This window comes from Williamsia sp. 1135 (assembly GCF_002095395.1).
GTDB lineage: Bacteria > Actinomycetota > Actinomycetes > Mycobacteriales > Mycobacteriaceae > Williamsia.
In genome coordinates this window covers 97,322-111,174 of the sequence record NZ_MJEI01000103.1, presented here as the reverse complement: position 1 = coordinate 111,174, position 13,853 = coordinate 97,322, and the positions used below count along the sequence as shown (strand labels likewise).

The window sequence follows — 13,853 nt, the reverse complement described above, 5'->3', positions numbered from 1 at the left end:
AATGTCCACCATCTCGATCCTGCGGGCAGGCCCGCAGACCACCATCCAGGATTGGCCCGGCCGTATCCGTTACTGGCACGTCGGTGTCCCACCGTCAGGGCCGATGGATGACCTGTCGTTCCGGTTGGCGAACATCGCGGTCGGCAACGCCGAAGGTGCGCCCGGTCTGGAGTGCACCCTGGTGGGTCCGCAACTGCAGTTCGACGCCGACACCGTTGTCGCGGTCACCGGCGCGCCCGTCTCACTGACAGTCTCTGGTAGGTCTGTGCCGCAATGGGTTCCGATCACCCTCGAAGCCGGCGAGATCCTCGACATCGGTGCGGTCGGCGTCGTCGGGATGCGCGTCTACGTCGCTGTCGCAGGGGGCATCGACGCCGAGTTGTATCTCGAGAGCCGATCGACGTTCACCCTCGGCAAGTTCGGAGGCAAAGACGGCCGCGCCCTGACCGACGGTGACACCCTTGCGACGACCCCGACTGCCCCCGCCGGGGTCGCCCGCCGCATCCTCGGCGACGAGAAGCCCGCGCTGACCAACAATTGGCATCTCGCCGTGACCGTCGGCCCGCACAGTGCCCCCGAGTTCTTCACGCCCGAGGACATCGACGATCTCTACAACACCCCCTACGAGGTGCATTTCAACTCCGACCGCACCGGAGTTCGACTCGTGGGGCCGCAACCGCGATGGGCACGCAACGACGGCGGCGAGGCGGGCCTGCACCCGTCGAACATCCACGACACCGCGTATTCGGTTGGTGCACTGGACTTCACCGGCGACACTCCCATACTGCTCGGGCCCGACGGTCCGAGTCTCGGAGGGTTCGTGTGCCCGGTGACCGTCACCACTGCGGAGCGTTGGAAACTCGGGCAGCTCAAGCCCGGCGACACGGTGCAGTTCGTCCCGGTCCGCGCGGCCGAGGTTGCCAGCGTCGCAAGCTTCGGCGTGCACCGGCGTGCCGGGTTCAGCACCGTCATCTCCGCCGGCACCGACCTCGACGACGGGGTACTCGGTGGATCGACGACGGCCGACGGCACCACCAAGGTGACCTACCGTCGCAGCGGCGACGACAACATCCTCGTCGAGTACGGCGACATGAGCTTGGATCTCGCGCTTCGCGCCCGGGTTCACGCGCTCGCCGAACGCATAGACGCCGAACGCCCGCCCGGCCTGATCACCCTCACCCCCGGCATCCGGTCACTGCAGATCAAGGTCGACCCCACAGTGATGCGGCAGTCGACGCTGCTCGAGTGGCTGACCGAATGCGAAGCCCAGCTGCCGTCGGCCTCGGAACTGGTCGTACCGAGCCGAACGGTGCATCTACCGCTGTCCTGGGACGATCCGGCCACCCGCGAGGCGATCGAGCGATACATGCTCGGCGTCCGCTCGGATGCCCCCTGGTGTCCCTGGAACATCGAGTTCATCCGCCGGATGAACGGCCTCGACTCGGTCGACGACGTGCACCGGATCGTCTACGACGCCGAATACCTGGTGCTCGGACTCGGCGACGTGTATCTCGGTGCGCCCGTCGCCGTCCCGCTCGACCCACGCCACCGCCTGATCACCACGAAATACAACCCCGCCCGTACCTGGACACCGGAGAACGCGGTCGGCATCGGAGGCGCGTACATGTGCATCTATGGGATGGAGGGTCCGGGCGGTTACCAGTTCGTCGGACGCACCACCCAGGTCTGGAACCACCGGCATCCGCTGCGGGCCGCCGGGTTCGAACCCGAGCATCCCTGGCTGCTCCGCTTCTTCGACAAGATCAGCTGGTACCCGGTCAGCGCCGATGAACTCCTCGACCTACGGGCCGACATGGCCGCCGGGCGTGGCACAGTGGAGATCAGCGACGGCACGTTCTCGCTCGCCGAACACCAGCGGTTCCTCGACGACAATGCGGGCGGCATCACCGCAGATCGCTCCGCGATGGAGGCCGCCAGGGCAATCGAACGGCAACGTTGGTCCGATGGTGGCGAGTTCGCCACCAAGACAGGAAAAGTGGCATGAGCCGGATCGCTGACATCTACGACCTCATCGACGCGGCCGATCGACCCGAGGTGTTCATCACCCTGCGCGGGCGGACAGACGTCGAGCGGGACTACGCGGCCTCGGTGGCCGCAGGCGGCGCGCTGGCCGGTGTCGTCCTGGCGGTCAAGGACAACGTCGACGTCGCGGGGCTGCCCACGACGGCTGCGTGCCCCGGCTTCGAATACGTGCCGGAGCGAGACGCAGCAGCAGTTGCCGCACTGCGTTCGGCAGGAGCGGTGGTCATCGGCAAGACCAACCTCGATCAGTTCGCGACCGGCCTCGTCGGCACCCGCAGCCCCTACGGCGCGGTACGTGATTCGCGACGGCCCGAGCGCATCTCCGGCGGGTCGAGTTCGGGTTCTGCGGTTGCTGTCGCACTGGGATTCGCCGACATCGCCATCGGCACCGACACCGCCGGGTCCGGGCGGGTACCCGCGGGTCTGCAGGGCATCGTCGGCATCAAACCCACACTGGGTGTGGTCAGTACGGCCGGCGTGGTCCCGGCATGCGCGAGCTACGACTGCGTCATCGTCCTCGCTCGCGATCTCGACCTCGCCAACCGCGCGATGGGATCGATGGCCGGCGCCGAGAACTGGGGTACCGCGGTGAAGTTCGCCGCTCCGGACAGTCCGGTGGTCGCCGTCCCCGCCCAACTGCCGGCCCTGGACGAGCGGTGGCAGGACGCGTTCGAGGCCGCCATCGAGCAGGCTGAATCCGCAGGCGTCCGGATCAAACGGATCGACATCTCGGACTTCCTGGCCGCGGCCAAGCTGCTCTACGAGGGCGCACTCGTCGCCGAACGGTACGAGGCGGTCGGCGAGTTCATCTCGGGTGCAACCGAATCCACCGAACTCGACCCGACGGTCGCAGCAATCATCGGTGCGGCCGATCGCTTCAGCGCGGTCGAACTGCTCGCCGACCGTCGGCGGGTGGAGCAACTCCGAATCCGGGCCTTGGCTGCACTCGGTGACGCCGACGCCCTGCTCGTCCCCACTGCACCGATGCACCCGACCCTCGATCAGGTCGCCGCCGACCCGATCGGCGTCAACGCGGCGATGGGGACGTACACCAACTTCTGCAACCTCTTCGACCTGTGCGCGGTGGCTGTTCCGGCCGGGATCGTCGACGACACCGACGGCAGTCAGGCCCAATTCGGGGTGACCGTGGTCTGCCGCGATCACGACGACGCCATCGCGCTCGACATAGCCGGCCGGATCGGCACCGTGGCGGCTGCCGAAGGACCCTCCTGGCCCGAACTCGCCGGGGCCGCGACCACCGAGGTGTTCGTCGTCGGCGCGCACTTGCGGGGACAACCGCTGATGCACCAGCTGACCGATCGCGGCGCTCGGTGGGACGGGGACGCCGCCACCGCTGCGGCCTATCGGCTGGTCGCACTCGACACCGAACCCGCGAAACCGGGGCTGGTCCGCGACACCGCTGCCGGCACCTCGATCCGGGGTGAGCTGTGGACACTGTCACCCGCCGCGCTCGGGGATTTCCTCACCGCGCTGCCGACCCCGATGACCCTCGGTGCCGTCGAACTCGAGGGCGGTCGATGGACGGTCGGGTTCGCGTGCGATCACGAAGCCGTTGCCGCCGCCCGGCCACTGAGCGTGACGCACTGGCTCGAGCGCTGACGCCTCCGCACCCACCCGGCGTCGGCGCTCGTCCACCTGTAGCAGGATGGCGGTATGAACGAACGCGCCGAGACCGCTGCGCAGCTCGCATCGGCTGACACACCCCTGGTGTTGCAGCGTGTGCTCTTCGCCGGACCGACGCCGGACACCGACGCCGACCTCTACGCCACCATCGCCGGGGGCGGCGATCGCACCCGGACCTCGGTGCATGCCCGCCACGGGGCCACCATCGACACGGACACCTACTTCGGGCGGGTGCCCGCTCCCTACTTCGAGCGGTGGACGACGGTGACGAGCGTCGATCTGACCTTCGACTTCGAGACCACAGGCCGGGCCCATGCGGTGGTGCGCGGCTGCGACAGCGACGGACAGGTCCACGTTGTGGCGCGACTGGAGTTGGAGGGCGCCGGCGCGGTGACCTCCACGGTGCCCCTCGACAGGTACTCCGACGGTGGTTCGCTATGGGTGGGTTTCATCGCCGACGACGGTGACCTCACCATCAGTGACGCGGTGTGGTCGACGACCGCCCCGCATCGGATCCGGGCCGCGGCGGTGGCGATCTGTACCTTCAACCGGCCCGCCGACTGTGTGGCAACCCTGACGGCGCTGGCGTCGGATCAGCTGACGCGCGAGCGGCTGACCGCGGTGTACGTCGTCGATCAGGGCACCGACGCGGTCTGCGACGAGCCCGGCTTCGATCAGACTTCCGCCGCTCTCGGCGAGCGCCTCACATACATCCGCCAGCCCAATCTCGGTGGTGCGGGCGGTTTCACCCGCGGGATATCCGAGGCCGTCGCGCACGAGGAGGATCTCGATCTCATCCTGATGGACGACGACATCCGCTGCGAACCCGAGACCCCGTTGCGCCTGGCCGCTTTCGCAAGTGTCACCCCCGATCCGACAATCGTGGGCGCCCAGATGCTCTACCTGATGAATCCGACGCGGCTGCACGTCGGCGCGGAGTACGCGGACCTGCATACGCTCAGGGCCGGCCGGTGGGCGAAAAACGCGCTGCACGACGCGGACATGCTGACCCGGCGCCAGGACCGGCCTGCCGACGCGGGCTACAACGGGTGGTGGACGTGCCTGCTGCCGGCGGAGGTCATCACGGCACTCGGGCTGCCCCTGCCGATGTTCTTCCAGTGGGACGACATCGAATACGGCATCCGGGCCGCCGGGACCGCCGGCGTCCAGACCGTCACCTTGCCGGGAGCTGCGGTGTGGCACATGGACTTCTCCCGTAAAGACAACGACGACTGGACGATGTACTTCAGCATCCGGAACTCGCTGATCACCGCGGCGCTGCACAGCGATCTCGATGTCAAGTCGTTGAGTACACGCATGTTCCGTGAGATCTCGCAGCACATCGTGGCGATGCAATACGGGTTGGCGTACACGATGATTCGGGGTATCGAGGATTTCCTCACCGGACCTGACATCCTTGCCGACGGTGGCCGGACGGCGCTGGTGGACATCCGCCGCGAACGCGCCGCGTTCGGTGAGACGGTGATGCATCGCGAGTCCGACGTCCCCGGGGTGAACTACCGTGAGTTGCCCGTCCATCCCGCCGGCTTCGAACCTGCCAAGGATCGCTTCGACGTGGTGCTCGCCAAACGCGCAGCAACCCAACTTGCCGGACGGGTGGTGCGAGGGTGTGTGGCCATTCCCCCGACGGATGCCCACTGGTGGCACGTGTCCCTGTTCGATCAGGCCGTGGTGGCGGACGCATCCGGCAACGGCGTCCGGCTGCGCACCCGAGACACCGGCCTTGCCCGCACCCTCGGGGCACGAAACCTCAAGGTGCGATGGGCCTTCCGGGCGGACGCCGCAAACGTGCGAAAGGCCTTTCAGGCGGCGCTGCCTACGCTGACCAGCCCGGCAAACTGGCAGCGTCTGTTCACTACGGAGTGAGACCTACCGACGGACCTTGCTGCGCAGACCCCGCACCTCACGAGCGGCCTTGCGCACGGCCCGGCCACCCACGTTCCGGATCGAGATCGGCGGATTCGCCCGTAGGGCTTCGAGTTCGTGCTGGTGGGCTCGGGTGAGCCGGTCGGTCTCGTCACGTTGCTGCTGCAGCTCGGCGCTCAACTGCCCGACCCGATACGCCAGATCATCGCGATCGATGGCGCCCGCGGCCATCTCGTACTGCATGGCGAGCACCCGCGTGTACAGCGCGATCCGATTGTTCTCCATGGCCGCCAGCAATGGCGATCCGTTGTACGGCTCGAGCGCCGAGCGTAGCTTGGCGGCCTTCTCGGCATCGCCGGTCGGATAGATCACGCCGAGGCCGAAAACGGCTGGCACCAGCGCCAATTCGTGCCTGCCCACCGGGTCCGCGGCGAGCGCGTCCTCGATGGCGGTCAGCACCCCGTTGCGTTCCCCACCGGCGTCCACGGCGGCGGTGAACTGTCCGAGGCCGACGAATCCGGCAGCGGTGACGTCATCGTGCCAGACGGTCGGGCCCTCGGCACCGTGGTCATGTACATCTGCTGGGTCGAGTCCTGCGGCGTTGTAGTACAGGTCCCGCCGCCCCCACGGCCACAGCAGGTCGTGCAGGATCACCACAGCATCGGGGGCGTTGGCCAAGATCCAATCGAGCTCGCCGCGCACGGTGGCGTAATTGTGGTCGCCGTCCACGACATAGACGTCGCCGAGCGGGATCTCGGCCAGAACAGCCGGTGAGAACCCCTCGATCAGATGCAAATCGGGGTTGTCACCCAATGTCCTACGCATCTCTTCGGTCGGAACCGGCTCGACGCAGTAAACCGCATCGGCTCCGTGATCGAGGTAGATCGAACTCGCACCACCCGACTCGACCCCGACCTCGACAACGGTCCGCGGCCCGGCCGCGGTGAAGATCCGTCCGATCACCTCGGAGAACAACGTCAGAGAATGCAGGAGCAACGGCGCCTGCCGTGCCGCCCGCGCTTGCACATGCGGGTCGTTCCGGTCCCCGAACTCAGTCTTCATCTTTGTCTTTCTTCTCATCGTCGTCCGGAGGAGTGACCGGTGCACCGGCCCGTCCGACGATGCGCGCCACACCGGCCGCCAGGGCCAGTGGGCCACCCGACCGATACTCGGCCTTGGCCCGCGCAGTCAGTCTCGTGAGTCTAGGTGCCGCGGGCGCCCGATGTGAGAGTCCCGACAGCGACTGGGGCAGCACCGCGAACGCGATGGTGATCTGAGCCGAGCTCACCGGAGCGCCGGCACGATCGACGAGCGACAGCCACAACGCCGAATGGGGCGCATGGAATTCGACGAGATTACCACCGAGCCAGGCTGATTCGGCGTAAACGAGTCCCGCGAAGTCCTGGGGGTGCTCCCAGCGCAGCGGAGTCGGATGCCGGTGTCCGCCGGCGGTCACCGTGGCCTCGATCCAGTCGAGTCGTACCAGCGCGGGCCGACCGGGGATGGCGAGCGAGATGTCCGTCGCGTCGAATGCCTCGAAGTTCAAGCGCGCGAACGACAACCCGTTCCGGTTGATCCGCAGGGGCACCTTGGGACCATCGTGCCATTTCCCGTCGCCGGTCCGGAAGCGCAGGACCGTTTCGCTCTGCGGCTCATCGGGTTCGAACACCGATGCCGGTACGGCACCCGTGCGCACAGCGTCGGCGGCCGAAGCGAGCCGCGGGTCGGCTGCGGCCAGCACCTGGGGCCAGAAGGCGTCGCGCATCCCGAGGTCGTCGAGGTCGCCGGGCGACATGTAGCGAACCGCGGGTAGCAATTCGACCGGGATCACATGACTGACGAGGTCGGAGCCGAAGTTGTCCTCGTGCTCCCAGGCGCCGAACACGGCGGCCTCGTCAGGGGTCGGAGCCGTGATGGACGAGGCGACGATGTTGCCCAGCAGCGGCACCTCGCCACCGTTGAACGCCGGCCACAGGTCGGAGTCGCCCGCATAGCGGAGCCACTCGTCCTGGAATGCGTGCACACCCTGGTGCAGCGCTCGCCGTGCGTGGTTCTGTTCGGCGGAACCCGCGATCGGCCCCAGGATCGGATCTCCTTCGGGGGTGAAGTCGAGCAGCGATCCACACAGGCTGCTCACGCCCTGCTCCAAGATCTCCGGGCTCCGGGTGACGGCCCCGACGACTGCGACGGGTTCGCCTGCCGAGCCGAGGTAACCCTCGACGCGCAGACCCCGCAACATCACCTTCGTGCTGCGCTTGTCCGTGGCCAGGTACAGACCCGCGGGCTTGATCGGCACCCCGGCGAGGCCGAGTGCGGTCGAAAGCTGACTCTGAATGGTCGCGCCCCACCCGAGGTCGACGATGGTCAGGTCGTCGCTGTCCAGGGCGCCGGCGGTACGCAGGTGCGCGAGCAGACGTTCGCGCGTCGCGGTCGCGGTCGTCGCGATCCGGTTACGCAGATGCGGTGTCTCCACCAACGCCGTCGCGACGTCGTCGGCGATGATGCCGTTGTCGAGAACCACCCCTAGCCGGTCGGCCAGCGCCGGGACGTCTCCTGGGCGCAGCTGCAGGATCGCCAGCAAGCCGCCGATGGTCATACCGTGTCGGCGGCGCATGAACGTGTGGATGCTGTCCTGGTCCAGAACGCCCAACGCGGCGACAGAGGTCAGGTGCCGGGAGAGCCAGATCGGTTTCGCAACCACATCCAGGCCTGCGCTGCGGGCAGCGTTGTTGATGAGGTCTGCCAGCATCTCCCCTTCGCGCATCGGACACCACAGCACCTTCGTGCCACGTTCCGCCGCGCGATGAGCCGCCCAATCGGCGAACCCGGTCAGTACCGGGCCGAGAACAGCGGCGCCGTACCTCCAGGAGCACGCCACGTCGGGCGCGACGGCGTCGAGGTTCGCGTTCTCGATCAGCTTCGCTCGCAAACTGGTGATCCCGAAGTCACCCTCGGTAACGTCGAGGTGTGGCGCGCTCACCCCGAAGGGCTCCAGCGGCGCACCCTCGCGACGCAAGATCGCTTCGTAGTCGTCGGTGATCCGCGTGAAGTGCACGGTGCGCACGCCCAGCTTGTTAGGCGCGGTGACATCCGGCCGCTTGTTGTCGCCGATGTGGACGATCTGGCCGGGCCGCACTCCGAGACCCTTGATCACGACCTTCCACAATCCGTGCGCCTTGTCGACGCCGTGCTCATGGGAACGGAAGAACCGCGCTGATTTGAGCGGCTCGAGATGCGGCCGGTCGAGAAAACGGTCGAGATGTTCCTGCAGGAAATACGTGTCGGACACCACCACGATCGGCACCGAGTGGGCGTGCGCAGTGTTCACCAACTCGGCGATGTCGAAGTCCGGGACGAGGACCCGGCGCTCTTCGGCGACCTCGGCCTCGACATAGAACTCGATGTCGTCGCGGAGCAGGATCTCCGCGGGCATCTCGCGCCAGATGTCGTAGATCGACACCTCCGGACCGAGCTTGCCGCGACGCTCCCGCGACTCGGTCTCGGCGGTGATCCGCATCGTCCGGAACGCGTGGGGTTCGACCCAGTCGGGTAACGCGCCCTCGCGCCGGAGCCGCTTACCGAGCAACACGAACAGATCGGTCGGCCGCGGGACCCGCCGCCACAAGATGGTGTCGAAGATGTCCAGCGAGAGCACCGAGCAGGATCCGTCCCGCAACATCTGGTGAACGTCCTCGAGGGTCGTGCGGCCTCGGCGGACGATCTGGGCGTTGGGTTCCGTCACGTCGGTGATCAGGGCTTTTTCCAATCCGGTCGGTTGTCGATCTGGTCTCGGGCAGGCGCCTGGACCCATCGTAGTGATGCCCGTTGCCCGGGTCTGGCGAACGCCGCGCTCAGGTCCCGCTTCGCAGTTCGCCGATCACCCGGCCATAGGCATCGAGGTCGGCGGCCGACGGCTCGATCGGCGTGAGGTAGGTGACCCCGAAGGTGTCACGGAGCTCCCGGATACGCGCCACCACCTCATCGTGGGTGCCGTGCAGGGCATTGGGCAGACGCAGCAGTTCAGGGTCCGAAGCGTCGGGCCGGTGACTGCGCAGGGTCTGCAGGTCCGGTTCCCGATCGATCGCGAGGTCGGCGATGATCAGGTTGATCTCCAGCTCATCGAACCGCGCGCCCGCCTGCGTCCGGAGGAAGTCGACGCGTTCGGCCAGCGCCTCGTCGTCGGCGAGGACCGCGAGAGCGACGATGTCGGCGTGCTGTGCTGCCAAGGTCAGCACCTTGTTCCCGGTGCCCGCGATCATGATCGGTGGCGGCGACTGAATTGTCGGCGGCACGAACCCGGGGTCCGACAGCAGCGCCTTGAGCTGCAGCACGGTGTCCCGCAGGTGGTCGACCCGTCGCCCGGGGCTTTCGAAGGGCAGGCCCACGGCCTCGAACTCCGCCTCCACATACCCCGCGCCGAGCCCGATCTCGAACCGCCCTCCGGTGAGCTGATCGACGCTCGCGATGTCGCGCGCCAGCAAGACCGGACGGTAGAACCCGGCATTGAGGACAAAGTTGCCGACCCGGACGGTCGGCGCCGCCGCTGCTGCCGCTGCCAGCATCGGGAAAGGCGCACCCAGTTCCAGATGATCGGGGAGCAGGACGACGTCCACTCCGCAGCGCTCTGCGTGCCTGACCTGGTCCAAGAACTCGCCCGCGCTGCCGCGACCCAACAGATTGACCCCGAATCGGAAGTCCCGCCTTGCCTCCATGAGGGTCAGCCTAATCGTGGGTCCGGAGGTTCTTCGGTCAGCGCGCGAGCCACAACCGTCTGCGGATGACCGCGCGCATGACGGCCAGATCATCGGGTGCGATCTCGTCGAACCGGGCACCGTCGGACATCAGGTCGTTCAGCTCCGTGAAGAAGGTGCGATCAGACATCCCGAACCTGTCGTGGATCTCGTCGGAGGGTCCGCCGCCCAGGCGGTACCACTTCGACTCGAAGTCGAGCATCTCGTCCAGCTTCGATCCTGCGTGTGTGTCCATGCGAACCACCTCCCGACTGTTTGTGTTGTCCTCAGTTGTACCCAGACGGACTGAACACCAGGCGACATCGAGGCGACCATGCGGGGCCGGGGCAAACCTCGATGACGCGACCGGCAAGATGGGCGCATGGGTGTCATCTATCTGGTTCGCCACGGCCAGGCCGGAACCGACGAGAACGGCTACGGAAGTCTCACCGATCTCGGCAGACAGCAGGCCAGGAACGTCGGGCAGAAATTGGCCGCGCGAATCCCGAAGGTGGACTTCACCGTGTCGGGAAACCTTGCGCGCCAACTGGAGACGATCGAGGAGATCGTCGGGCAATTTCCAGGGTCGAGCGCCCCGGCGCCGGTGGTCAACGCCGGCTGGAACGAGTACGACCTGACCAGGCTCGCGCACACGGACGTGCCGCCGACCGGGACATCGGAGGAGGCGGCCCAGGCGCAGCGGAGTTTTCAGCGCAGACTCGACGCCTCGTTGCTGACTTGGGCCGCTGACGAGCAGACGACCGGGCCCGGCTCGTACGTCGACTATCGGGATTCGATGCTGCAGGCGTTGGCAGAGATCGCCGAGCACGCCGGCCCCGGGCAGGTGGCCATCGCGGCCTCCTCGGCCGGCACCATCGGAGCGGTCGTCGCGCACCTGTGGGGCATCAGCCCGGAGAACTGGCCCAGCGTCTCGCGGACCATGGTCAACGCCTCCATCACCAAACTCATCGTCGGCAAGTCCGGGATCAATGTGATGTCGGTGAACGATCACGCGCACGCCGACGTCGACGACGAAGACGGCCGGCGTCTGATGATGACGATGCGATGAGGTCCAAGCGGCGTTGAGGTCCAAGCGGCGTTGAGGTCCAAGCGGCGTTGAGGTCCAAGCGGCCTCGAGATCCTCCGCATGCAACGGGCGTCGAATCACGGTTTAGCAGAGCACTGCTCTCGGGTACAGGGATGTCAGGCACGTAGCCTCGAATCAACGCCCTCAACAATCGGAGCGCTCATGCAGTCCCCCACGTCGCCGACCCCCAGCGCACTGGTCACCGGCGCCACCGGATACATCGGCGGCCGGCTTGCTCCGCGGTTGATCGAACGCGGCCACGATGTCCGGGTCCTGGCCCGGACCCCCGACAAACTCGCAGGCGCGCCGTGGGCCGACGACGCGAAGGTGATCAAAGGCGACCTCGGAGACCTGGGGTCTCTCGAAGACGCCTTCACGGTCGTCGACGTGGTCTACCACCTGGTGCATTCGATGGGCACCAACAAAGACTTCGGCGCCGAGGAACGGCGGTCGGCGCTCAACGTCGTCAACGCCGCACGCAAGGCCGGCGTCTCCCGGATCGTCTACCTCAGCGGCCTGCACCCCTCCGATGTGAAGCTGTCACAGCATTTGAGTTCGCGGACCGAGGTCGGCGAGATCCTGATGTCGTCGGGCATCGAGACGATCGTCCTGCAGGCCGGTGTCGTGATCGGTTCCGGATCGGCATCATTCGAGATGATCCGGCACCTCACGGAACGACTTCCCGTGATGACCACCCCCAAGTGGGTGCACAACAAGATCCAGCCCATCTCGGTGCGCGACGTGCTGCACTATCTGATCGAGGCCGCGACGGCTCCGGTCCCCGAATCCCGGACCTGGGACATCGGCGGACCCGACGTCCTCGAGTACGGCGACATGATGCAGATCTACGCCGAGGTAGCCGGCCTCAGCAGACGTCGCATCCTCGTATTGCCTTTGCTCACACCTACTCTCGCCAGCCTCTGGGTGGGTAGCGTCACCCCCATTCCGGGCGGGCTGGCCAGGCCGCTGGTCGAATCCCTCGAACACGACGCCATCGCTTCCGAAAACGACATCAACTCCGTCATCAAGCCGCCACCAGACGGACTCACCGGATACCGCACGTCCGTCGAGTTGGCACTCGCCCGCATCGAACGGGGCGAGGTGGAGACCGCGTGGTCGAATGCATCACCGGGATATGCGCCGTCGGAACCCATCCCATCCGATCCGCAGTGGGCCGGCGAGGAGACCTACACCGATTCTGCGAGCGCCGAAGCCTCAGTGGATCCGGCCACGCTCTGGAAGGTCATCGAGAGCATCGGTGGCAAGAACGGTTGGTACGGATACTCGTCTGCGTGGAAGCTCCGGTCGTGGGCCGACGGACTGCTCGGCGGTCCGGGGGCGTCGCGGGGTCGGCGAGACCCTCGGCATCTGCAGCCCGGCGACGCGCTCGACTGGTGGCGGGTGGAGACCGTCGAGTCCGGACAGCTGCTGCGCCTGAGGTCCGAGATGCTCACGCCCGGCACCGCTTGGCTCGAGTTCTCGGTCAGTGCCACCGAGAACGGCAGTCGACTCGACCAGCGGACGGTGTTCTACCCGCGTGGCATCGTGGGCCGGTTGTACTGGTTCGCCAATCTGCCTGCCCACAAGACCGTGTTCGCGGCCATGACCAAGAACATCGTCGCGACCGCCGAGTCCCTTCGCTGACCTGACCCCGCCCGTCCATCGTGCCGATAAGCGCGTCGAGCGACTGATCAGGCGCGGCCCAAGTTCGTCCCCGGCCGGGTGAGCACCACGCCAGGCAGCACCGCGTACCTGGAGAGTCGGCTCACCGCTTCGACCATCGTCGCTACGTCGCCGACGGTGATCATCTCGTCTGGGGAGATCTTGTCCTTGAGCCAGTCCGACATGTCGGTGTTCACGTAGCCCGGTGAGATCGTCGTCGCCGAGACGCCGTTGTCCGACTCCTCGAGATTGAACGTCTCGCACAGCGAGATCAGCGCGGCCTTGGTCGCGCCGTATGCGGCCAGCTCGGGTTCGGGGTGGACTCCGGTGATCGATGCGATGGCAACGACTTTCGCGGCACCCGCCAGCTCAGCGGTGCGGCGCAGGGTCGGCAACAACGCCTGCAGGAGCACGTACGCCGATCGCACGTTCACTTGATAGAGCTTGTCGAATCGGCGCACGGGCAGTTCCGCGATCGGCCCCTTCTGGCCCATGCCGGCGTTGAGCACCAACAGGTCCAGTCGACCGAACGCTTCGTTATGAGCCGCGGCCAGGGCTTCCAGCTGCTCCGCATCGGCCATGTCCGCGACGGCGACCGTGACCCGCACCCCGAACTTCTCACCGAGCAGCTGGGCGAGCTGCTCCAGGGGCTCCCGGCTGCGGGCACTGATCGTCAGATCCCAACCCGCCTCGGCGAATCGGGTCGCGACCTCAGCCCCGATTCCCCGGGACGCGCCCGTCACCAGTGCAGCTTTGCGCTCGCCGACCACACTGTCCTCCACTGCGGTATCCCCCATTGC

10 protein-coding genes are annotated in these 13,853 nt (G+C 67.0%); 5 read left to right on the top strand and 5 right to left on the bottom strand.

From position 1 onward, the window contains the following. Window position 1: 1 nt before the first annotated feature. The 3 genes from BFL43_RS21870 to BFL43_RS21860 are packed head-to-tail and all read left to right on the top strand — an operon-like array spanning window position 2 to window position 5,574. Window positions 2-2,005, top strand: coding sequence for a 5-oxoprolinase/urea amidolyase family protein (locus tag BFL43_RS21870; RefSeq protein WP_084894719.1), 2,004 nt, complete (start codon window positions 2-4; stop codon window positions 2,003-2,005). After that, window positions 2,002-3,663, top strand: a complete 1,662-nt coding sequence (gene atzF, locus BFL43_RS21865) for an allophanate hydrolase (protein WP_084894717.1) — start codon at window positions 2,002-2,004, stop codon at window positions 3,661-3,663. Before BFL43_RS21870 ends, atzF begins: the two co-directional genes overlap by 4 nt. Window positions 3,664-3,717: 54 nt before the next feature. Beyond that, window positions 3,718-5,574, top strand: a complete 1,857-nt coding sequence (locus BFL43_RS21860; protein WP_084894715.1) for a glycosyltransferase — start codon at window positions 3,718-3,720, stop codon at window positions 5,572-5,574. A gap of 3 nt (window positions 5,575-5,577) precedes the next feature. On the opposite strand, the gene BFL43_RS21855 is transcribed toward BFL43_RS21860, so the two are convergent. From BFL43_RS21855 to BFL43_RS21840, 4 genes are all read right to left on the bottom strand, one after another. Continuing rightward, window positions 5,578-6,636, bottom strand: a complete 1,059-nt coding sequence (locus BFL43_RS21855) for a class I SAM-dependent methyltransferase (RefSeq protein ID WP_084894713.1) — start codon at window positions 6,634-6,636, stop codon at window positions 5,578-5,580. Beyond that, window positions 6,626-9,316, bottom strand: a complete 2,691-nt coding sequence (locus BFL43_RS21850; RefSeq protein WP_240498413.1) for an HAD family hydrolase — start codon at window positions 9,314-9,316, stop codon at window positions 6,626-6,628. The genes BFL43_RS21855 and BFL43_RS21850 overlap by 11 nt, the downstream gene beginning before the upstream one ends. 109 nt (window positions 9,317-9,425) lie before the next feature. After that, the gene (locus BFL43_RS21845; RefSeq protein ID WP_084894710.1) at window positions 9,426-10,286 is read right to left on the bottom strand and encodes a TIGR03621 family F420-dependent LLM class oxidoreductase; all 861 of its coding nucleotides are present in this window, start codon (window positions 10,284-10,286) and stop codon (window positions 9,426-9,428) included. 37 nt (window positions 10,287-10,323) lie between these two features. Continuing rightward, entirely contained in the window at window positions 10,324-10,560 is a 237-nt protein-coding gene (locus tag BFL43_RS21840) for a DUF3263 domain-containing protein (RefSeq protein ID WP_084894708.1), read from the bottom strand. Between the two features lie 126 nt (window positions 10,561-10,686). Here BFL43_RS21840 and BFL43_RS21835 point away from each other — a divergent pair, with 126 nt between their 5' ends. Next, entirely contained in the window at window positions 10,687-11,373 is a 687-nt protein-coding gene (locus BFL43_RS21835) for a histidine phosphatase family protein (protein WP_084894706.1), read from the top strand. Window positions 11,374-11,553: 180 nt separating this feature from the next. Continuing rightward, the gene (locus BFL43_RS21830; RefSeq protein WP_084894704.1) at window positions 11,554-13,035 is read left to right on the top strand and encodes an SDR family oxidoreductase; all 1,482 of its coding nucleotides are present in this window, start codon (window positions 11,554-11,556) and stop codon (window positions 13,033-13,035) included. Window positions 13,036-13,082: 47 nt separating this feature from the next. On the opposite strand, the gene BFL43_RS21825 is transcribed toward BFL43_RS21830, so the two are convergent. Further along, on the bottom strand, window positions 13,083-13,850 hold the full coding sequence (locus tag BFL43_RS21825) for an SDR family oxidoreductase (RefSeq protein ID WP_084894702.1): 768 nt from the start codon (window positions 13,848-13,850) through the stop codon (window positions 13,083-13,085). Window positions 13,851-13,853: the final 3 nt, after the last annotated feature.

Coding starts and splice junctions, on each gene's coding strand:
- BFL43_RS21860 (WP_084894715.1), top strand. CDS start 3,718: ATGAACGAACGCGCCGAGACCGCTGCGCAGCTCGCATCGGCTGACACA.
- BFL43_RS21855 (WP_084894713.1), bottom strand. CDS start 6,636: ATGAAGACTGAGTTCGGGGACCGGAACGACCCGCATGTGCAAGCGCGG.
- atzF (WP_084894717.1), top strand. CDS start 2,002: ATGAGCCGGATCGCTGACATCTACGACCTCATCGACGCGGCCGATCGA.
- BFL43_RS21830 (WP_084894704.1), top strand. CDS start 11,554: ATGCAGTCCCCCACGTCGCCGACCCCCAGCGCACTGGTCACCGGCGCC.
- BFL43_RS21845 (WP_084894710.1), bottom strand. CDS start 10,286: ATGGAGGCAAGGCGGGACTTCCGATTCGGGGTCAATCTGTTGGGTCGC.
- BFL43_RS21870 (WP_084894719.1), top strand. CDS start 2: ATGTCCACCATCTCGATCCTGCGGGCAGGCCCGCAGACCACCATCCAG.
- BFL43_RS21840 (WP_084894708.1), bottom strand. CDS start 10,560: ATGGACACACACGCAGGATCGAAGCTGGACGAGATGCTCGACTTCGAG.
- BFL43_RS21835 (WP_084894706.1), top strand. CDS start 10,687: ATGGGTGTCATCTATCTGGTTCGCCACGGCCAGGCCGGAACCGACGAG.
- BFL43_RS21825 (WP_084894702.1), bottom strand. CDS start 13,850: ATGGGGGATACCGCAGTGGAGGACAGTGTGGTCGGCGAGCGCAAAGCT.